The organism is Streptomyces sp. NRRL S-646 (genome assembly GCF_000720765.1).
Classification (GTDB): domain Bacteria; phylum Actinomycetota; class Actinomycetes; order Streptomycetales; family Streptomycetaceae; genus Streptomyces.
In genome coordinates, this window is the sequence record NZ_JODC01000001.1 from 243,013 (window position 1) to 262,430 (window position 19,418).

Annotated in this window: 18 protein-coding genes and 3 pseudogenes; 15 read left to right on the plus strand and 6 right to left on the minus strand. The window is 70.7% G+C overall.

What is annotated here, in order from left to right:
- Positions 1-237 precede the first annotated feature (237 nt).
- From IH68_RS0101160 to IH68_RS0101175, 4 genes are all read left to right on the plus strand, one after another.
- The gene (locus IH68_RS0101160) at positions 238-504 is read left to right on the plus strand and encodes an SEC-C metal-binding domain-containing protein (protein ID WP_030926991.1); all 267 of its coding nucleotides are present in this window, start codon (positions 238-240) and stop codon (positions 502-504) included.
- Positions 505-640: 136 nt separating this feature from the next.
- Positions 641-1,018, plus strand: a complete 378-nt coding sequence (locus tag IH68_RS0101165; protein ID WP_051833094.1) for an SHOCT domain-containing protein — start codon at positions 641-643, stop codon at positions 1,016-1,018.
- A 41-nt stretch (positions 1,019-1,059) separates the two neighbouring features.
- Entirely contained in the window at positions 1,060-1,509 is a 450-nt protein-coding gene (locus IH68_RS0101170) for a DUF6325 family protein (protein ID WP_030926994.1), read from the plus strand.
- Positions 1,510-1,558: 49 nt separating this feature from the next.
- Positions 1,559-1,864, plus strand: coding sequence for an SHOCT domain-containing protein (locus IH68_RS0101175; RefSeq protein ID WP_030926996.1), 306 nt, complete (start codon positions 1,559-1,561; stop codon positions 1,862-1,864).
- Between the two features lie 88 nt (positions 1,865-1,952).
- On the opposite strand, the gene IH68_RS0101180 is transcribed toward IH68_RS0101175, so the two are convergent.
- The 3 genes from IH68_RS0101180 to IH68_RS49420 all read right to left on the minus strand — a co-directional run bounded on the left by IH68_RS0101180 (position 1,953) and on the right by IH68_RS49420 (position 5,387).
- Entirely contained in the window at positions 1,953-2,150 is a 198-nt protein-coding gene (locus IH68_RS0101180; protein WP_030926998.1) for a hypothetical protein, read from the minus strand.
- Positions 2,151-2,278: 128 nt separating this feature from the next.
- Complete coding sequence (locus IH68_RS0101185; RefSeq protein ID WP_051833046.1) at positions 2,279-4,933, minus strand: LuxR C-terminal-related transcriptional regulator; 2,655 nt, start codon at positions 4,931-4,933, stop codon at positions 2,279-2,281.
- Between the two features lie 151 nt (positions 4,934-5,084).
- A complete protein-coding gene (locus IH68_RS49420; RefSeq protein ID WP_051833048.1) occupies positions 5,085-5,387 on the minus strand; it encodes an STAS domain-containing protein in 303 nt (100 codons plus the stop codon).
- A 367-nt stretch (positions 5,388-5,754) separates the two neighbouring features.
- On the opposite strand from IH68_RS49420, the gene IH68_RS0101195 reads away from it, so the two are divergent.
- The 6 genes from IH68_RS0101195 to IH68_RS59055 all read left to right on the plus strand — a co-directional run bounded on the left by IH68_RS0101195 (position 5,755) and on the right by IH68_RS59055 (position 12,124).
- Positions 5,755-7,680, plus strand: coding sequence for a glycoside hydrolase family 15 protein (locus IH68_RS0101195; RefSeq protein WP_078912262.1), 1,926 nt, complete (start codon positions 5,755-5,757; stop codon positions 7,678-7,680).
- Complete coding sequence (locus tag IH68_RS0101200; RefSeq protein WP_078912263.1) at positions 7,628-9,082, plus strand: MFS transporter; 1,455 nt, start codon at positions 7,628-7,630, stop codon at positions 9,080-9,082. The genes IH68_RS0101195 and IH68_RS0101200 overlap by 53 nt, the downstream gene beginning before the upstream one ends.
- A 518-nt stretch (positions 9,083-9,600) precedes the next feature.
- Positions 9,601-10,023, plus strand: coding sequence for a DsrE/DsrF/DrsH-like family protein (locus IH68_RS59050; protein WP_199931825.1), 423 nt, complete (start codon positions 9,601-9,603; stop codon positions 10,021-10,023).
- Between the two features lie 271 nt (positions 10,024-10,294).
- Positions 10,295-10,969, plus strand: a complete 675-nt coding sequence (locus IH68_RS0101215) for a helix-turn-helix domain-containing protein (RefSeq protein ID WP_030927010.1) — start codon at positions 10,295-10,297, stop codon at positions 10,967-10,969.
- Positions 10,970-11,084: 115 nt separating this feature from the next.
- Entirely contained in the window at positions 11,085-11,525 is a 441-nt protein-coding gene (locus IH68_RS0101220; protein ID WP_030927012.1) for a pyridoxamine 5'-phosphate oxidase family protein, read from the plus strand.
- A gap of 467 nt (positions 11,526-11,992) precedes the next feature.
- Complete coding sequence (locus IH68_RS59055; RefSeq protein WP_267883703.1) at positions 11,993-12,124, plus strand: hypothetical protein; 132 nt, start codon at positions 11,993-11,995, stop codon at positions 12,122-12,124.
- A gap of 98 nt (positions 12,125-12,222) precedes the next feature.
- On the opposite strand, the gene IH68_RS0101230 is transcribed toward IH68_RS59055, so the two are convergent.
- The gene (locus IH68_RS0101230) at positions 12,223-13,833 is read right to left on the minus strand and encodes an oleate hydratase (protein ID WP_267883704.1); all 1,611 of its coding nucleotides are present in this window, start codon (positions 13,831-13,833) and stop codon (positions 12,223-12,225) included.
- Between the two features lie 147 nt (positions 13,834-13,980).
- The gene (locus IH68_RS57655) at positions 13,981-14,208 is read right to left on the minus strand and encodes a hypothetical protein (RefSeq protein WP_234341141.1); all 228 of its coding nucleotides are present in this window, start codon (positions 14,206-14,208) and stop codon (positions 13,981-13,983) included.
- On the opposite strand from IH68_RS57655, the gene IH68_RS0101240 reads away from it, so the two are divergent.
- From IH68_RS0101240 to IH68_RS59065, 5 genes and pseudogenes are all read left to right on the plus strand, one after another.
- Positions 14,152-14,787, plus strand: coding sequence for a response regulator transcription factor (locus tag IH68_RS0101240; RefSeq protein ID WP_051833096.1), 636 nt, complete (start codon positions 14,152-14,154; stop codon positions 14,785-14,787). The genes IH68_RS57655 and IH68_RS0101240 overlap by 57 nt on opposite strands.
- 115 nt (positions 14,788-14,902) lie before the next feature.
- Positions 14,903-15,929 (plus strand): annotated as a pseudogene (gene gap, locus IH68_RS49435) (type I glyceraldehyde-3-phosphate dehydrogenase).
- A gap of 93 nt (positions 15,930-16,022) precedes the next feature.
- On the plus strand, positions 16,023-17,777 hold the full coding sequence (locus tag IH68_RS0101250) for a GAF domain-containing protein (protein ID WP_107057377.1): 1,755 nt from the start codon (positions 16,023-16,025) through the stop codon (positions 17,775-17,777).
- Between the two features lie 136 nt (positions 17,778-17,913).
- Positions 17,914-17,988 (plus strand): annotated as a pseudogene (locus IH68_RS59060) (hypothetical protein); the annotation flags it as partial.
- Between the two features lie 112 nt (positions 17,989-18,100).
- Positions 18,101-18,218: pseudogene (locus IH68_RS59065) on the plus strand (NAD(P)(+) transhydrogenase (Re/Si-specific) subunit beta); the annotation flags it as partial.
- 238 nt (positions 18,219-18,456) lie between these two features.
- Here the strand turns inward: IH68_RS59065 and IH68_RS0101265 are convergent.
- A complete protein-coding gene (locus IH68_RS0101265) occupies positions 18,457-19,401 on the minus strand; it encodes an LLM class flavin-dependent oxidoreductase (RefSeq protein WP_030927022.1) in 945 nt (314 codons plus the stop codon).
- Positions 19,402-19,418 lie beyond the last annotated feature (17 nt).

Here is a 19,418-nt window from a genome sequence, read left to right on the forward strand (position 1 = left end):
GCGATCTTCATCATCCTGATTCCCTGACCACGGCATTCTCCGGCCGGGGGATCACCCACCACGGGTGCCCCCCCGGCCGGATCGCGCTGGCACGCTGGGAGCCAAGAGCACCGTATGGCTGCCAGCCCCCACCGTCCGGCGCCCCGACCCCGCGGCCCCGCGACACCTCTTCCATCTGCTGGCCAAGCCCACCGGAGCGATCTGCAACCTGGACTGCACGTGCCGCCCTCGTTGTGCGTGCACTCCGAGACCTGCGGCCGCGCCCTCGCCCTGGAACACAACGGGGACGTCTACTCCTGCTACGACTTCGTCGAACCGCGGTACCTGCTGGGCATGCGCACCATGGCGGCGCTCCTCCGCCAGAACCTGCCGCCCGCCCTGATCATGCGGCAGTACGCGGCCGCCGACGCACGGCGGCCCCACAACGCCCCCTGCCTCTGCGGAGGCGGGCGCAAATGGGCGCGCTGCCACGGCCGCCGGCCGCACCCCACCCGCACCGGGTGATGTGACCTCCGGCCCTGCGGGCGCAGCGTGGAACAGGTAAGGCCTGGCACCGCCGCGCCATCACGGCGGTCGACACGTGGAGGCAACCGTGGACTACCCCCTCGCAAGCTCGGACTACCCTCTCCTCAGCGCGTTCATGACCATGCTCTATTTCTTCCTGTGGATCATGTGGTTCGTGCTGCTCTTCCGCGTAATCGGGGACATCTTCCGCGACGACCGCATGAGCGGGTGGGGCAAGGCCGGCTGGACGCTCTCCGTCTGCGTGCTGCCGTTCCTCGGCGTCTTCGTCTATCTGATCGCCCGCGGGCGCGGCATGGGCGAGCGCGACCGGCGCCAGATGCAGCGGCAGGAGCAGGCCTTCCGCTCCTACGTCCAGGAAGCCGCCGCCGAGACCCCCGCACCCGAGCGGACCAGTGCGGACGAACTGGCCAAGCTCGCCGGGCTGCACGACCACGGCGACATCACCGACACCGAGTACGCGCAGGCCAAGGCGAAGATCCTCGCCTCGCACTGACCGCGCAGGGCATACAGCCCGAGGAAGAACGGAGCCCCGGCATGAGCATGCTCGGACCGATCGACCTGATCATTCTTTCGTTCCCGGCCGGTCAGCCTCCCGACTCGTTCCTGGCGGCAGTGCAGGAAGTCGAACGCCGCAATGACGTCCGCATCCTTGATGCGCTGGTGGTGACGAAGGGCCCGGACGGGCGCATCGGAAGGACCGAGTTGTCGGACATCGCGAACCTGGGCGACGTGGCCGCCGACATCGCCGCGCGCCGGACGCTCGGGATGGTCGGCCTCGACGACGTCAACGAGATCGCCATGGTGATGGACCCCGACACCACCGTCCTCGCCCTGCTGGTGGAGAACGTATGGGCCCGCGAGGCCGCCGAGGAGGTCCGTCGTCACAACGGCCGTCTGCTGGCCACGGTGCGTATCCCTCATGAGCAGATCGCCGAGGTGGAGGCCGAACTGAGCGGCACGGCCACGCCGCAGACACTGACGTGATGGATCCCTGCAGACCACAGCACAACCGCGGAACAGAAAGGACAGGACGATGCCTCTCGGACGACGCCGTCCCTTGCTGCGTGGCGCTCTGGTCGGCGGCACCGCATACGCCGCCGGACGCCGGGCCGCGCAGGCCCAGCAGCACGAAGTGGATCAGCAGGCGGCCATCGACCAGCTCCAGGCACAGCAGGCCGCCGCAGCACCTGCCGCACCGGCTGCGGCCGCTGCCGCCTCCCAGCCGTCCGCGGGCAGCGCCCTGCTCGACGAGCTCACGCGGCTCGGCGAACTGCGCGACCAAGGAGTGCTGACGGATGCGGAGTTCGCCGCCGCCAAGGCGCGGCTGCTGGGCATGTGACAGCCGACAGGGCCGGCCCCGCTCCAAGTCCTCGTCCCGGAGGAGTCGGAGCGGGGCCGGCCCAGCCGTGCGTACGGCGTCCTGCTTCTCACGCCGGGAGTCGGCGCATCTCCACCACGTGCAGACCGAGCGACTGGAACCGCGCCAACAGACCGTACAGATGGGCCTCGTCGGTGACCTCGCCGGACAGCACGGTCTGGCGAGGTGCGAGGCTGCTGTCCAACTCGGGGAACGCCGCAGACAGCGTCTCGGACATCTGCCCCTCGACGCGGATCTCATAGCGCATGAGCAGGCTTCTCTCGACGTCGTCCGGTCCTTCGTGTCTCTGTCCCCCCATGCTGCGGCGGCGAGGGACGGGTGACATCACCCCGAAAAGGTGAACGGGCCGTATCCGTCCGTCTGTGCTGCTCAGGGTCACAGCAGGCCCAGTTCCCGGGCCCGGCGGACCGCCTCTCCACGCCGGCTCACGGCCAGCTTGCTGTGGATGCTCTTCAGGTGCGTCTTGACCGTGTTGACCGACACATGAAGATCGTCAGCGATCTCGTCCGTGGACATCAGCTGCGCCACCCGCCCGAGCACCTCCCGCTCCCGGTCGCTGAGGGGCTCCGGGGAAGGGATCACGGATCCCTGCTTCGGACGCGGGGCAGGGGAGCGGCCCTCCGGCGTGGTGGCCAGCCAGTCATGTCCCTGCGTGAGCGCGGGCCGGCGGCTCAGCAATCGCCCGAGCCACGGTCCGGCTTCCAGGAAAGGGCGCCGCAGTTGAAGCGGCCGGGAAACCGCCAGGGCCCGTACGACCAGGCTCTCCGCGGCGGCGGCATCGCCCATGGAGTCGAGGGCCTGTGCCCGGGCCAGCAGAGCCCGGGCCGTGATGGCCGGTCCGCGGCGGGGGTCGTCGGAGAGTGCGTCGAGGATGTCCAGTGCCCGCTCGCCCGCACCGGCAGCCAGGCGCGCCCGGGCCTCGGCCACCAGGCCCTCCGGGGTGTGCGGCGGCTGGTCCTCGAAGACCTGCACCGCGGCCCGGGGGTCGTCCTCGGCCAGTCGTACGGCGGCCCGGGCCATCGCGATCCGGTCGTTCACCCAGGGGGAAGGGTCCGCAGAGGCCAGCGGCTTCTCCGCCATCGCGTCGAGGTCTTGGAGCGCCCCCTGGGGATCCCCCTTCGCAAGCCGCATCCCGGAACGCAGCAGCGCCAGTTCGACGGCCACGATGGGATCGCGGGACGCGGCGGACGAGGCGACGGCCTGCTCGAGGTGGCGGCGCGCTGCCACGAGGTCGCCCCGGTCGATGGCGACGGCGGCCAGTACGAGGTCGGCCACCCCCGTGCGCACGGACGCCGGCAGGGCGGCGTGCTCAGCCTCGGAGATCGCCGCCCTGGCATGCGACTCGGCGTGGCCGGGCCAGCCGTGCAGATAGTCGATCAGTGCCAGTCGGCCGAGGGCTTCATGCCGGGGGAAGGCCGTCGACGGCACCTCGGCGGCCTGGACGGCGGCGGACAGCGTCGAACGAGCGGCATCGAAGCGGCCGGCCCACAGCTGGGCCGATCCGAGGTCGGTGAGCATGAGAGCCGTCAGCTCCGGGCGCTGCTCCAGCCGGTCGGCAGGCAGCGCACGCGCGGCTTCCCCTGCCGCCGCGGCCGCCTTCTCGGCCTTGTCCGCCGAGCCCGCCACCCGGGCGGCGAACACCCGCAACACGGCACAGCTGAATTGTGCGGCCGCGGCCTCGCGCGGGTCGACGGGCAGCTTCTCCTCCGCATCATGCAGGTAGGCGACACCTCGCTCCACGTCGTGGCGGGTCAGTTCGCGCGCCGCGCGCACCAGGTCGGTCGCGGGCCCGGAGGCCTGCGGGGTCATCGGGGCGAAGAGACCGTCCAGACGCTCGGCCTCCAGGCCGGTGAGCATCCGGCCGATCGCCAGATCGTCGATGAACTCGGCGGCGGCCAGATCCCAGTCGCCCGCGTCCGCAGCATGCGGCAGGGCCTCGCTCAGCAGGCCCGCCCCGCTCAGCCACTGGGCGGCTACCCGGTGCAGCTCCGGCTCGAGGCCGGGGTGGCGGACGCGCAGATGGGCCCGCAGGATCTCGGCGAACAGTGGGTGCAGCCGGTACCAGGAATGCCCGATGGGCTCGACGAACGCGTTCGCGCGGTGCAGCTCCGCCAGAATGGGTTCTGCGTCGTTCCGTCCGGTGAGGGCATTGGCCAGATCCGGATGGGTTTCCTCGACGATGCTGGTGCGCAGCAGCAGGTCCTGGGTCTCGGCCGGGCGAGTGCGGAGCACTTCGGCCAGCAGGAAGTCCGCGAGGGTGCTCTGACCGGCCTCGAAGTCCTTCAGGAAGGCTTCCGGGTCATCGGCGTGCTCGGCAGCCAGGGCGCACAGCCGCAGTCCGGCCGCCCAGCCGCCCGTGCGCTCGGTGAGTGCACGCGCCCCCTCCGCCGACAGCGGCAGCCCGTGGCGATCGACCAGGGTCGCCGTCTCCTCGGAACGGAAGGCCAGGTCGGCGCTGCGGATGTCGACGAGTTCGCCGGCGGCTCGATAGCGGTGCAGGGGCAGCAGCGGCTCCGCACGGCAGATGATCACCAGGCGCAGGCCCTCGCCCGCGTGGTGGAGCACGAACTGCAGTTCATCGGCGACCTCGGCGGACCCGGGCGCCCCGTCGAAGTCGTCCAGGACGAGGATCACCGGCACGTCCCGCCCGTCCAGCCAGGCCGCGAGGCGGGTCAGCAGCGAGTGGTCCACTTTGCCGGCGCGGGCCGGGCTGCCGATCCGGTCGGGCAGGGCGATCCCATGGTGCCGGAAGGCGTGCAGCACATAGGTCCAGAAGACGCCGGGACCGCTGTCCTCGGGCTCCACCGTCAGCCAGGCGGCGGGCCCCGGCAGGTCCCCTGCCGTGACCCAGTCCGCGACCAGCAGGGTCTTGCCCGCTCCGGCAGGCCCGTCGACCAGGGTCAGCGGCCCCTGGACTCCTGCATTCAGCTGCTCTGTGAGCCGGGGCCTGCGCACGAACGTCTTCGGGACCACCGGCACGCCGAACCGTGCGGCAAGCACCGGGTCGCCGTTGGGGGTCAGCGCCCCCACGGTGGGATCCGGGCGACCGCCCTCAACGCGGTGTGATGTGGGACCCATCACATGCCTTAGTGGTAGCGGCGCGGCGAAACACCCGCTCTCCGATCGTCGTCCCAGCCAGGAGCCGCTGCAAGCGAGGACTCGGCCGCACAAGCCGATCGAGTCAGCCCGCCACGGCGGAGACGGTGCCCGGTTCGGGAGCATCGAAGTGTTCCGTGTGCAGGTCAGGGAGGATCTCGAAGACGTCTGCCGGCAGGGCGGGCCGCAGGATACGCAGGAGGCGACCGCTGTCGGCCCCCGGCCGGAACCTGCCCTGCCGGGCCAGTACCCGGTTCCGTGCCCGGCACAGCAGGCGCAGGCCGCTGTCGTCGATGAAGGTCACGGGGCGCAGGTCGAGCACCAGGTCGGGACACGGGCCGGCGGACAGGGCGTCGAGGCGTTGCGAAAGCGGTGTCGCCGTGAGCATGTCGATCTACGTCCTGACCGCTGTGTACTCAGGCGGTCCCGTGCGGATACGAGGAACACGGAGGTGAGGCGGCCGGTACGTGTCCACGTACGCGTCCGGAACCGTGATCACGCAGCCTGGGGCGGTGCGCGTGCCGTTGCGCGAGAAGCGGATGAGGAAGTCGCAGATCGCCGCGGCCGCGCCCGGGGCACCGTCGAGGAGAAGGCCCTGGTAGCTGTTCTGTCCAAGGAGACCCGGACCGGTCCGGTTTCACCCGCGCCGGGTGAGGCGGCGGCCGTGGCGCCGGTGAACGCTTGGCGTCGACAGGCCGCCGACGTGTGCCTGCCCGAGCTGCGGCAGGCGTGGCGGACCGAGCAAGGAGGGTCTTGTGGACAGGTACCCGCCCATCGCGGAACACGGCATGGTCGGCGACCTCCAGACCGCCGCCCTGGTGTCGTCCGGCGGAAACATCGACTGGTGGTGCACGCCCCGCTTCGACTCGCCCAGTGTCTTCGCCTCGCTCCTGGACAGCGAGCGCGGCGGGCACTGCCGACTTGCCGCAGAGTTCCCGGACGGCGACGGCATGACCGTACGTCAGCTGTATCTTTCCGACACGGCCATCCTGGTCACCCGGTACATGGCGCCCGGTGGAGTCGGTGAGGTGGCCGACTTCATGGTGCCCATCGACTCCGCGGCCCCGACGGACACGCACTGCCTGGTGAGGATCGCACGGGTCGTCCGGGGCAGTCTGCCCTTCGCCCTCACCTGCCAGCCGCGCTTCGACTACGGCCGCGCCGAGCACCGGCTCTCGCGGGCCGATGATCACTCCGTGCTCTTCCGTGGCCCGGGGACGGACCTGCATCTGCAGTCCACCACCGGTGTCGCGCTCCTCGCGGACGGCAACGACATCACCGCCCGCTTCACCCTGTCGGCCGGCGAGGCGGCCGCAGTGGTACTGACCAGCACGGCGGACGGCGATCCCGCCCCACCCCGCCCTTCCCTGGAAGAGGTCACCGACGCGCTGGAGACATGCCGCGCCTTCTGGCTGGAGTGGCTGCGGTCATGCACCTACCGGGGCCGTTGGCAGGACATCGTGAACCGCTCGGCGATCACGCTCAAGCTGCTCACCTACGCCCCCTCGGGAGCGCCCATCGCCGCCGCCACGATGGGACTGCCGGAGCAGGTCGGTGGTGAGCGCAATTGGGACTACCGCTACACGTGGGTCCGTGACGCGTCGCTGTCCGTCAAGGCGCTGATCGACCTGGGCTTCCTGGAGGAGGCGAACGCCTTCCGCCACTGGCTGCGCGAACGCATCGTGGACAAGGCGGCGGCCTCGGCGGACCCGCTGCAGATCATGTACCGGGTCGACGGCGATCCGCACCTGACCGAAGAGACCCTGGACCACCTGGAGGGCTACCTGGGATCCAGCCCGGTCCGCGCGGGCAACGCGGCGGCCGGCCAGCTTCAGCTCGACATCTACGGCGAGGCGTCGGACGCGCTCATCGTGGACGGTGACATCGGTGCCATTCGTGGCTGGAAGGCGCTGAGCGACGTTCTGGACTGGCTCGCCGACCACTGGGATCAGCCTGACGAGGGGATCTGGGAGACCCGGGGCGGCCGACAGGACTTCACTTACAGCCGGCTGATGACGTGGGTGGCGTTCGACCGCGGCGTCCGCGCGGCCACCGAGTTCTCCCGCCCGGCCGACGTCGCTCGCTGGACCGCCGCGCGGGACACGGTCTTCCGTCAGATCGTCGAGCGCGGCTGGGACGACAAGCGGCGGGCGTTCGTGCAGCACTACGACACCGACGTCCTGGACGCGTCACTGCTGCTCATGCCCAGGGTCGGCTTCGTCTCGCCGCGTGATCCGGACTGGCTGACCACCCTGGACGCCATGGACGAGGAACTGGTCAGCGACAGCCTCGTCTACCGCTACGACCCGAAGGCATCCCCCGACGGCCTGCGCGGCTCCGAGGGCACCTTCAACCTGTGCAGCTTCTTCTACGTCGAGGCCCTCGCCCGCAGTGGCATGCTCGAGCAGGCCCGCTACGCCTTCGACAAGATGCTCACCTACGCCAACCACGTCGGCCTCTTCGCCGAGGAGATCGGCCCCTCGGGCGAGCAACTCGGCAACTTCCCCCAGGCGTTCACCCACCTCGCCCTGGTCGCGGCGGCCATAGCGCTCGACGAGGAACTGGACAAGGCCAAGACCCGACCGCGGCGTGGACGATCCGGCTACCACCGCGGGCATCCGGCAACCCATGGCCTCACCGTGCCCGACAGGGCCGCGCACGAGGGCGACCCCCGTGGTTGACGCGGGGGCGGCCGGGCCTGCGCAGTTGGCGCCGACCGAGCACGGACGCGTGCTCGCCGCCCTCGCCCTGGCGCAGTTCATCTGCAGCTTCGCCGGCTCCAACATGAATGTGATGATCAACGACATCAGCGAGGACCTGGACACCACCGTCCAAGGCGTCCAGGTGGCCATCACGGTCTTCCTGCTCGTGATGGCGGCGCTGATGATCCCCGGCGGCAAACTGACCGACCGCTACGGCCGCAAACGCTGCTTCCTGACCGGTCTCGTCGTCTACGCGGTCGGCGCCCTGCTGAGTGCGGCCGCACCGGGACTCGGCGTGTTGATTCTCGGCAACTCGATCCTCGAGGGCATCGGCACCGCGCTGCTCATCCCGCCTGTCTACATCCTCACGACCCTCCTCTACCCGGACGTCTCCTCCCGCGCCCGTGCGTTCGGGGTCGTCATGGCACTGGGCGGCCTCGGGGCCGCCGCCGGGCCGCTGATCGGCGGACTCATCACCACCGTCATCAGCTGGCGTGCGGCCTTCGTGTTCCAGGCCCTGGTGATCGCGGTGATCGTCCTGCTCAGCCGACGCATGGACGACCCGCTGCCCCCCGATCCCACCCGCCCCTTCGACACCACCGGGGCGGTCCTGTCCGCCGTCGGCCTCGTCCTCGTCGTCATGGGCATCCTCGCCGCGGACAACAACGTCTGGCTCATGATCGCCCTGCTGGCCGCCGGCGCACTCGTGCTCTGGTGGTTCTTCCGCTCCGTCCGCGCCAAGGAAGCTTCCGGCCGGGAGCCCCTGCTGTCCTTGAGTCTCTTCCGCAACCGCACGTCCAACCTCGGACTCGTCACGCAGAACGTCCAGTGGCTGCTGCTCCTGGGCACGTCGTTCACGGTGGCCGCCTACCTGCAGGTCGTCCGCGGCTACGACGCCGTCCAGACCGGGGTCGTCTTCACCGCGGCCACCCTGGGCCTGCTGGCCACGTCGCTCTCCGCCGAGCGCCTGGCCCGCCGGCACTCCCAGCGAACGCTCATCATGACCGGCTTCGTCGTCACCCTCGCCGGAGTCGTCGTCCTGATCACCCTGACCGGGAGCCTCTCCACCGCCTGGGCCTTCGTCCCCGGCCTCCTCCTCATCGGACTCGGCCTCGGCGTCATGCTGACCCCCTCCGTCAACGTCGTCCAGTCGAGCTTTCCCGAGGAACGACAGGGAGAGATCTCGGGCCTCTCCCGCAGCGTGTCCAACCTCGGTTCGTCCTTCGGCACGGCCATCTCCGGCACCATCCTCGTCTCCGGTCTCTCCAAGGGCGCCTACGCCGCCGCCATGATCACCCTGGCCGCCATCGGCCTCGGCGGCCTGGCCGCGGCAGCACTCCTGCCCCGAGAAACGGGGCCCCGGAACACACGTGCCTCTTGAACCCTGTCGCGGGTTCGCCGTTCTGATCGAGCGGCAGGGCGAGGCGGGGATCCTGCTTCGACCACGCTGTGAGCGAGGCGTTCAACAGCGTGCTCAAGACTTCTACAACACCGGGCGGCTACACAGCGTGTGCGGTTTCAAGAGCCCGATCGACTATGAACGCGAGTACCGCGCCACCCTCGGCGAGGGACTGGCCGCATAGATCGTCTCCACGCACACGTGCCGATCGTCAAAAAGCCGCAGCGCCTCCCCGAGGCTGCCGTTGTCGGCATACGTGCGCAGTGTGGCCTTGACTGCGTCGGCGAGGGCGTGGGAACGCGTGACGATGCTCTTGGACTTGAGGGAGTCGAGTGCCGAAGCGCTCGTCAGCCAGAGTCGCACCAGGGCCGACCGGCCCCGCTCGCCGCCACCGTACGCCGACCGGCCCCGTGGCCCGAAGAGGCGGCTGCCTCTCCCCTGGACGGCGATCTGGTGAGACCTTTTAGGTGTGTCCGTCCTCATTGCGTCCGTGAGGGGGTGTGACCGATGCGGAAATTCAGACGCACGCAGGTCATGGGGTGGCGCTGGCGCAGCAATCCGCTGCGGAGGCACAGCGATGTGGTGGAGGCGTGGATCGCACCATCTCGATCATCGTCTCCCAGGGGTCCCTGGAAGGGGTCCACCCGGCCCTGATCATGGCCAACGGAGCCCGCGCCGAAGGGATCGAGGCCGACCTGTTCTTCACCTTCTTCGGCCTGGACGCCATCACGAAGAAGCGCTGGGAGCACATCAAGCCGGCCACCGTCGGCAATCCCGGTCCTGCACCTGCCGACACTCCTGGGCGGGATGCCTATTGTGCCGGATTTGTCACCCGCTTCATGGAACGCAAGATGGACAAGCTCGACATCCCGCCCGTCCCCGGGTTCATCGAGATGATCACTGACACCGGTGCGGGCATCTAGGCCTGCAAGGCCTCGGTCGACCTCATCGAGCTCGGCAAGGACGACCTCGTGGACCGGGTGCAGGGCGTCATTACCACGGAGAGTTCTATGGGCAAGCGGCCGGCGGCCAGATCATCTACACCTGACCGGCGCGGCGCGGAAGCGGTCCCGTCCAGCCTGGCAGTGAGGGCCGACCGGCCCAAGCCCGCCCCGCCAGATCCGGACATGCTGGATCTAAGGATCAATCCGGGCGTAGGGTCTCGCCCGGCCGGGCGAGAGGGAGTGAGGGGCCATGGCGGACAAGGCACCGTCTCGGACGGCGGAGGGCCATGCGCTGGGCGATCTCGGACGTCGTCTCGCCGCCCGGCGCGCGGAACTCGGACTGAGCCGGAAGGAGACAGCCACCCGCGCCGGCATGACGCCGGGCTACCTCCAATACCTCGAGGAGTACCCCGGCGCCGCACCGGGCCGGGGCGTCCTGCTCCGGCTGGCCGAGGGCCTGGAGACCACAGTGCGGGATCTCGCCGGCGGCGACACCGAACTGCCGAGCGGCCTGGGGCAGGCCTCCCGCCGTCCCGACTTCACGTCGCTGAGCGTCTCGGAGTGCCGGGCTCTGCTCTCCACGCACGGAGTGGGTCGGATCGCGGTGCCCACGGTCTCGGGGCCCGTCGTCGTGCCCGTGAACTACAGCGTCGTCGAGGGTGCCATCGTCTTCCGCACCGAACCCGGCAGCACACCGTCGCAGGCGTCCGGCTGCCAGGTCGCCTTCGAGGTCGACCGCATCGACGACGCGTTCAGCAGGGGCTGGAGCGTGCTGGTGCGGGGCCGTGCCCGGACCGTGACGGACCCCGACGAGGTGCGCCGGCTCGCCGAGGACGCCCGCAACGAGCCCTGGGCCGGCGGCCACCGCGACCAGTGGGTGCGCATCGATCCCCTCAGCCTCACCGGGCGACGCATCACGGTGTGACGCGGGACGTTCTGCGGCCGGGCGGGGACCGATGGACCCTCACCCGCCGCCCCGACCCGACGGACGATGGACCGGACGCTCCAGCGTCGCATCCAGGTGAGAGACGGGCTGGCTCATGTATCCGAACGACGGTTTCCGCGAACTCGAACGGCAGGAGTGCCTGCGTCTCCTGGCGCAGGTGCCTGTCGGCCGCATCGTCCACACCCGGCAGGCCCTGCCCGCGGTGCTGCCCGTCAACTTCTCCCTCGACAGTGACGGAGCGGTGCTGCTGCGCACCTCGGCGGCCTCCGAACTGGCCCGCGCCGTCGACGGCACGGTGGTCGCCTTCGAGGTCGACGAGGTCGATGCGGTGGCGCACTCCGGCTGGAGCGTCGTCGTCACCGGGGCGGCCAGGGTGGTGCGCGACCCCGACGAGCACGAGCGCCTGACCCGGACCGGCCCCCGCTCGTGGGCGCCCTCGCCCGAGGAGGTCTTCGTCCGCATCGAGCCCGAACTGATCACCGGCCGCGAACTCGTGGGCGGACGCAGCCTGTACGGGGTCCGTCTGTCGCCCTGAGCGCCGCCGCACCCGATGTCGGCGAGGCGCGAGCCCGACAGGGCCGTCCGCCCCCTCCGCACCCCGCGGACCAGGACCCCCGGGCCCGCGACGGGGACTCTTGGCCCACCTTCCCATGGCGCACCGCGGCAGAGAGTGACAGCGGGCCACCGGCACGCGTCGTGCGGTCGGAGGGCCTGCGGCCCCGAGATGATCACCGGGGCCGCACCACTGCGAGCGGAAGGAATGGGCGGCACGCTGCAGCAATCGAGGAAGCACAACGACGCACCGCCGAAAGGTGTGGGCGAAGGTGCGCTGGGTCGCTGCTGACCCTTCGACGCACACCGGCACCACGAGGGTCGAGCCGGGCACCGCCCTCGGCACCCGGGTCACCAGCTGTACCGATCACACCGGCAGGCTGGTCCTCGAACCCGCGAGCGCGACCGAGGCATGGCTGCAGACGGCGCTGAACAGCGCCGTCTGCAGCCATGGGAGCCGGGGCCGTGGTCCTGGTCGGCGGGCAGCTCGTACGCGGACGGCTGGACCGGCGGCGCCTGGCGGAGTGGGACGCGCAGTGGGCGCAGGTCGGCCCCCAATGGAGGAAGCGGATGCCCGGCTGACGGAAGCCGACCGGATCCCAGCCTGAGCCGGTCGGCCCGCGCGGCCGGCCTGCACTCCTGGCCGCGCACACAAGGCCCGCCGACCGACTCGAAACCGGTCACCGACGGTGCATCGTCTCCAGAGCCGCAGCCAGGACACGGGGGTCATGGTGCCCCTTGTAGACCTCGGGAGGCTGCCGGTCGAGGTGCAGGAGCCGGGCCACCGCGGTCCACGCGGTGCGCACCGAGTAGTCGACGGTGAAGACGACGTCGTCGGGCACCTCCGCGAACTGCCCGATGAAGGCCAGGTTGACCGATCCCTCGGGCACGACATGGGGGCGGTCCTCGCGGCGGCGCACCAGGAACTGGCTGGTGATGTACGGCATCACGCAGGGCACGACGGTTGAGGTCTCCAGGACCCGGGCCGCCGACGACTTGTCGAAGTGCAGATGGTGCAGCACCTCCTCGAGGATCTCCCGGCCGGAGCACATCGTCATCGGCTTGGGCGTGTGGTTGCCCGCGCGGCCGGGGAACAGACCGTAGCCCCACCACACGGAGACGCCCTCTGGCTGATCGCGGTAGACCGGCTGGCGGTTGGCGACGATCGTCAGCAGCCAGTTGGAGTCGGTGAAGGTCATCAGCCCGCCCCTGCCGCTCTCACGGCCCGCGAACTCGGCCAGCGCGTCCAGGAAGACGGGATCCTTGGCGGTGACGGTGAACGACTCCCAGCGAGACTCCTTCACATGCTTGTCGAAGGCCGCCGGGTTGCCGAAGTCCTCGCGCCCGCGGGCGATGCGGTGCCACAGCAGCCACGCCGGCGAGCGGTGGCCGGGCGGAGGCGGCGCCGTGGTGTGCGAACCGAGGCTGGAGGCGTCCGTCATCGAGCCGTTGGTGACCAGGACCAGGTCCTCGGGAGTCACGGCGATCTTCTCGTCGCGGCCGCGGCGGGAGACGTAGAGGGTCTCGACCGTGGTGCCGTCCTGCCCCGGCGCGAACCCGAGGTCGGTGACCCGGCTTCCGGTGTGCACGGTGACGCCGCGCTCGCGCAGCCAGGCCGTCAGGGGCCGCACGATCGAGTCGTACTGGTTGTAGCGGGTCCGGTGGATGCCCGACATCGACGCGAACTCAGGAAAGAGATGGATGAACCGCCTCAGGTAGCGGCGGAACTCGATCGCGCTGTGCCAGGGCTGGAAGGCGAACGTGGTGCACCACATGAACCAGAAGTTCGTGGTGAAGAAGTGCTCGCCGAAGCAGTCCGTGATGCGTTTGCCCTCCAGGTGCCCCTCGGGGCTCGCCAGACAGCGGACCAGTTCCAGCCGGTCGCGCTCGTAGAACCCCATCGAGGCGGTGTCGACGATCTTTCCGGACCCGTCGACGAGACGTGCCACGTCGTCCCAGGCGAACTCCTCGTGCCCCGCCAGGATCTCCTCGGTCACGGACACCGCGGGATCATCGAGGGTGGGGATCGCGGACAGCAGGTCGTACGTGCAGCGGAACTCGGCCTCGAACATCCGCCCTTCGAGCATGCTGTAGCCGGCATCCACGCTGCCGCCCGCGTCCAGACTGCCCCCGAGGGTGTGGTGTTCCTCGAAGAGGTGGATGTCCGCCCCGTCGAATCCGCCGTCACGGATCAGGAACGTGGCCGCGGCGAGCGCCGCGATCCCGCTGCCCACCAGATACGCCTTCGCCATCACACAACTCCTCGTCCTCGCCGGCCGATCGGGAACCACGACGCCCCACGTTGTCGTGCGCCCGGGGCCTGGTCAGTGGGCCGTTGGTCACCTGTGCGGGCCGGTCGGCCCGCGTCCCGGCGAGGCAGCACATGACAGCGGCCCGACCGGTGGACCGTGACCGATCGGGCCGTTCCGAACGAGGCCTTACGCCGACTGCTGACCGCCGCCCCGCCACGGCGGCGCCTCGGTCCGGTGACCGTCGTGCCGGGCGTGGGCGGCCTTGTCGGTCTGGCGGCGCAGCCGGTCCTGGAGCAGGTCCACGACCTCCCGGCCGGTGGACTCCTCGGCGAGGACGACCACCTGCCGGCCGCCGACGTGCAGGTCGGCCGTGGCCAGCCAGGGCCGGTCGGCGTGGCGGATGGCCGCCCGCACGAGCCGGACATCACCGTGGTCGGTGACGGATCCACAGTCGAGCAGGCCATGGTCCGTGTTCCGGCACTCCGCCCGCAGGTGGCGGTGCTGGACGTGCGGCTGCCCGACGGCGACGGCGTGACGGTCCGCCGGGAGCTGCGCTCACGCCTGCCCGAGCTGGCCTGCCTCATGCTGACCTCGTTCGACGACGAGGAGGCTCTGCTCGACTCGATCATGGCGGGCACGTCCGGATACGTCCTGAGGCAGATCCAGGGCTCGGACCTGCTGTCCGCCGTGCGCAAGGTCGCCGTCGGCCAGTCCCTGATCGATCCGAGCGCCACCACCAGGCTGATGGCCCGCCTGCGCGGCGGGCAGGAATCCGACCCGCTGCCGGGCCTGACAGACCGGGAGCGGGAGATCCTCGCCCTCATCGGCGAAGGCCTGACCAACCGGCACATAGGCCGATGGTTCTTCCTCGCCGAGAAGACGGTGAAGAACCGCATCTCACGCCTGCTGGCCGAACTCGGCGTGGAACGCCGCATCCAGGCCGCCGTCATCGCCACCCAGGCCCAGGACCGGTTCCGGCAGCAAGGCCACTGATATCCAGGGCCGAACGTCCCCCGCTCGCCCCCGTCCGGCCCCAACCCCGCCCGCCGTCAGCAGGCCGACGGCAGACCCCGGACACAGCCGGGCAACGACCGGGAGGGCGACGGACTTGAGCGTATGTGTGGGCATCAACGGCTTCGGCCGCATCGGACGCAACTACCTGCGCTGTGTGTTGGAGCGGGCCGACGGCGGAACCGGCACACCGGTCGAGGTTGTGGCGGTCAACGACATCACTTCACCGGCGGCGCTGGCCCATCTCCTGGTGTACGACTCCACAGACGGCCGGCTGCACCGCACCGTCGAGCACGACGACAGCTCCCTGACGGTCGACGGCCACCGCATCGCCGTGACCGCCGAACGCGACCCGGCCGCCCTCGCCCGGGGCGAGCACGGCGTGGACGTCGTCATCGAGTCACCGGCCGCTTCCGCACCCGCGAACAGGCCGCAGCGCACCTGACAGGCGGGCGCCCGCAAGGTGTTGCTGTCCGTGCCGGGCAAGGGCGTCGACGCCACGCTCGTGATGGGCGTCAACGAAGGCACCTACGACCCCGACAGCGACCACGTCGTCTCCAACGCCTCCTGCACCACCAACTGCGTGGCCCCATGGTGAAGGTGCTCGACGAGCACTTCGGCAGCGTCAAGGGCCTGATGACCACCATCCACGGCTATACCAACGACCAGGTGGTCCTGGACGGCCGCACAAGGACCTGCGCCGCGGCCGCAGTGCCGCCGTCAACATCATCCCCACCAGCACCGGGGCCGCACGGGCCGTCGGCCTCGTCCTGCCGGAGCTGGCCGGCACCCTCGACGGCGTCGCCGTACGCATGCCCGTGGAGGACGGCTCGCTGACCGACCTGAACGTGGTCCTCGAACGGCCGGTGACCGCGGACGAGATCAACGCCGCATACCGGGAGGCCGGGGACGGTCCGCTCAAGGGCGTCCCGCGGGTCTCCGACGCCCCGATCGTCTCCCGCGACGTCGTCGGCGGCCCCGCCTCGTGCGTCCTGGACGCCCCGCTGACCCGGGCGAACGGTGTGCTGGTCAAGGTCTTAGGCTGGTACGACAGCGAGTGGCGTTGCACCAACCGGCTCGTCGACCTGGCCAAGTACGTCGCCGCCCGCCTGCCGCGCCCCTGACCGGCGACGGAGCCCCGTGAACCCGGATCGTCCCGTACCGCCCCCTGTACTGGACCGTTACCGTGGCACATGACCGGGCGTTCGGCCGTTGGCATGGCACGGGGAGCTGGAGGATCTGCGGTGGGAAGCCCTGAGGAGTCCCAGGCGGCGCGGGTGCGGCTGCCGCAGCTGAGGCTGGACGAGCTCCTGGAGGAGTTGCAGGCCCGCCTGGACGCGGCGCGTGGCACACGTGACCGGGTGCACAGCCTTCTGGAGGCCGTGCTCTCGGTGGGCCGGGAGCTCGACCTGGAGCAGGCACTGCGCAGCATCGTGGAGGCCGCGGCGACGCTGGTCGACGCGGAGTTCGCCGCCCTCGGCGTGATCGGACCGGACGGCAGGCGCCTGTCGGCCTTCCACACGGTCGGGGTCACCGAGGAACAGATCGCCAGGATCGGCCCGTACCCCGAGGGCCACGGCATCCTCGGGGAGCTCATCCGCCACCCCGAGCCGCTCAGGCTGGCCAAGATCTCCCAGCATCCCGAGTCCTACGGTTTCCCGGCCCACCACCCGCCGATGAACACCTTCCTCGGGGTTCCCATCAGGGTGCGCGAGCAGGTCTTCGGCAACCTGTACCTGACCGAGAAGCGCGGCGGGGTGCAGTTCGACGAGGAGGACGAGTCGGTCCTGGCGACGTTGGCCGTGGCGGCCGGTGTCGCCATCGACAACGCCCGCCTGTACGAGGAGTCCCGGCTGCGCGAGCGCTGGCTGCAGGCGAACGCGGAGATCGCTCACGACCTGATGTCCGGCCGTGCGCGCACCGACGTCCTCCGCCTCATCGCCGAGCGGGCCGGGGAGATCACCGGGTCGGCCCTGGCGGCGGTCGCCCTGCCCATGGAGGACACCGCCTCGCTCGCCGTGGAGATCGCCGTCGGGATGGATGCCGAGGCGCACCGCGGCCTCGTGCTGCCCCTGGACCGCAGCCTCATGGGTCTGGCGTTCTCCGAGGCCGCCCCGGTGACCAGCGAGGATGCCGCTCACGACGAACGGATCTCGCGGGAGCCCGTGCGCTTCGAGGGACTGGGACCCGCCGTGGCCGTGCCCATCGGCACGGGGGAGCCTGGCCCGCGCGGCGTGGTCCTGCTGGCGCGCAAGGCCGGCCGGCCGGGCTTCACGGAGACGGAGACCGTTCCCCTGCAGGCCTTCGCCGCACAGGCGGCCATCGCGATGGAACTGGCCGAACGCCGCCAGGACGCCGAGCAGATCGCGGTGCTCAAGGACCGTGACCGGATCGCCCGCGACCTGCACGACCTGGCGATCCAGCGGCTGTTCGCCACCGGGATGACGCTGCAGAGCGCGGGTCGCTTCATCGAGCACCAGGAGGCCGCCGAACGCGTGGTGCGGGCGGTCGACGACCTGGACGAGACAATCAAGATCATCAGGTCCACGATCTTCGGTCTGCGGGCGCGTGAGGGCGGTGCCGGAACCGGGCTGCGGGCGCGGGTGGTGCGCGTGGTCGGCGAGGCGGCCCCGGTGCTGGGCTTCGCACCCAGCTTGCGGATGGAAGGCCTGCTGGACACGGATGTGCCGCAGGATGTCGCCGCCCATGTCGAGGCCGTCCTCTCCGAGGCCCTGACCAACATCGCCCGGCACGCCGGCGCCGACCGTGCCGACGTCGTCCTGGAGACCGACGGCCGAGAGGTCCGGCTGACGGTCACGGACAATGGCGTGGGCATCCCGCCCGGGGGCCGCCGCAGCGGTCTGCGGAACATTGCCGAACGGGCCGAGCAGCTGGGCGGAGCGCTGGACTTCGGCACCGGGCCCGCGAGCGGCACCGTACTGGCCTGGCACGTTCCGCTGCCCAGGGGCTGAGCGGGTCGGGCGAAGTCGGTCACGGCCCCGGCAGGCGCGTCAGGCCCGGCAGGCCCGTGGACGTCGTGCCCCGGTCCGAGAACTTCATCGGCGGCAAGTGGCAGGCCCCCAGCACCGGCCAGTACTTCGTCAACCTGTGCCCCGCGACCGCATCTTCGGCCCCGGCTACGGCCTCGCCGCGGCCCAGGCCCAGCACGAACTCGGCGACCTCGCCAAGATGCTCTCCGACCTCGGCATCGACGTCAGTTACGCCGTCCACCCGGGTCGCGGGCCGCATGCCCGGACACATGAACGTCCTCCTGGCCGAGGCCAACCTCCCCTACACAGCTGAAGGAGATGGACGAGGTCAACTCCGAGTTCCCGCAGGCGGACGTTGCTTTCGTCATCGGCGCCAACCACGTGACCAATCCGGTCGCCCGCTGTCCCGGCAACGCGATCTAGGGCATGCCGATCCTCGACGTCGGCAGGGCCAAGAGCGTCGTCTTCATCAAGCGCTCGATGGGCCACGGCTACGCCGACGTCGACAAACGAGCTCTACACCGACCCGAGGACCGGGACGTTCTTCACCGACGCGAAGAAGGGACTGAACGAACTGAAGACTGCCGTGGGCGAGTTCGTCGGCTGACCCACGCCCTGCGCGCCGGGGCCGCTCTGCGGGCGGCTCCGGCGGGATGCCCGGTCACGGTGCTTGCAGCAGCGGGATCAGGTCGGCGATCCGCTCCATCTGGTTGCCAAGGGCTCGCATACCGACGGCGGCCGGACGGCACACCAGGTGTCGCGCACCCGCGGCCACGTACCGCGCCAACCCCTCGCGCACCTGGGCGGCCGAGCCGGTGACGACAGCCTGGATCTGCTCCAGTTCCTCAAGCGGCAGGCCGTAGTTGGCCCGTGCGTAGGCATCCAGCGCCCGGCGGCCGTGCTCGGCGTCCTCGTCGACGCGCACCGTGACGAACAGTGCCGCGGTGACGTCCTCGGGCGCACGGCCCGCGTCGGCTGCAGCCTTCCGGAGGTCCAGGAGCCCGGCTGCGTAGTCGCCGGGGTGGGGCGGGTAGGGCAGCCAGCCGTCGTACATCCGGCCGGTGCGGGCCAGCGCCGCGGGGGTCGCGCCGCCCAGCCAGACGGGTGGCCCGCCGGGACGGTACGGTCTGGTCGCCGGCGGGATGTCGGCGTACCGGAGGATCTCGCCCTGGAAGGAGCGGGCGCCGGCCCACAGGTTCCGCCACAGGGAGACCGTCTCGTCCAGCCGGTCGAAGCGCCGCTGCCACGGCACCTCGGACAGGGTGTAGAAGGGCCGCCCGAACCGGCCGGGGAAGCCGGCGCCCACGGTCACGACGAGTCGGCCGCCGGAGAGCAGGTCGAGCGAGGCCAGGGACTGCGCGGTCTGAATCGGCCGGCGCAGGAACGGCAGCAGCGCGGCGGTGCCCAGGGTCACGGCGTCGGTCACCGGGGCGAGCGCAGCCAGCATCGTCAGGGCCTCGATACGCGGGCTGATCAGGGAGTCGTTGACGAAGAGAGAGGAGAACCCCGAGCGTTCCGCCCGACGCGCGAAGTCGATCAGTTCGCGGGGGTCGTCGGACGCGTTCCACTGGGCGTTGCCGGTCGGAAGAAGGATGCCGATGTCCATGACGGCGATCCTGGCCA

Bases quoted from the DNA above. Each gene is read 5' to 3' on its own strand.
- IH68_RS0101215 (WP_030927010.1), top strand. From the start codon at position 10,295: ATGGCGGACAAGGCACCGTCTCGGACGGCGGAGGGCCATGCGCTGGGC.
- IH68_RS59055 (WP_267883703.1), top strand. From the start codon at position 11,993: ATGGGAGCCGGGGCCGTGGTCCTGGTCGGCGGGCAGCTCGTACGCGGA.
- IH68_RS0101175 (WP_030926996.1), top strand. From the start codon at position 1,559: ATGCCTCTCGGACGACGCCGTCCCTTGCTGCGTGGCGCTCTGGTCGGC.
- IH68_RS0101170 (WP_030926994.1), top strand. From the start codon at position 1,060: ATGAGCATGCTCGGACCGATCGACCTGATCATTCTTTCGTTCCCGGCC.
- IH68_RS0101265 (WP_030927022.1), bottom strand. From the start codon at position 19,401: ATGGACATCGGCATCCTTCTTCCGACCGGCAACGCCCAGTGGAACGCG.
- IH68_RS0101165 (WP_051833094.1), top strand. From the start codon at position 641: ATGACCATGCTCTATTTCTTCCTGTGGATCATGTGGTTCGTGCTGCTC.
- IH68_RS49420 (WP_051833048.1), bottom strand. From the start codon at position 5,387: ATGCTCACGGCGACACCGCTTTCGCAACGCCTCGACGCCCTGTCCGCC.
- IH68_RS0101200 (WP_078912263.1), top strand. From the start codon at position 7,628: ATGGCCTCACCGTGCCCGACAGGGCCGCGCACGAGGGCGACCCCCGTG.
- IH68_RS0101250 (WP_107057377.1), top strand. From the start codon at position 16,023: ATGGCACGGGGAGCTGGAGGATCTGCGGTGGGAAGCCCTGAGGAGTCC.
- IH68_RS0101180 (WP_030926998.1), bottom strand. From the start codon at position 2,150: ATGCGCTATGAGATCCGCGTCGAGGGGCAGATGTCCGAGACGCTGTCT.
- IH68_RS0101220 (WP_030927012.1), top strand. From the start codon at position 11,085: ATGTATCCGAACGACGGTTTCCGCGAACTCGAACGGCAGGAGTGCCTG.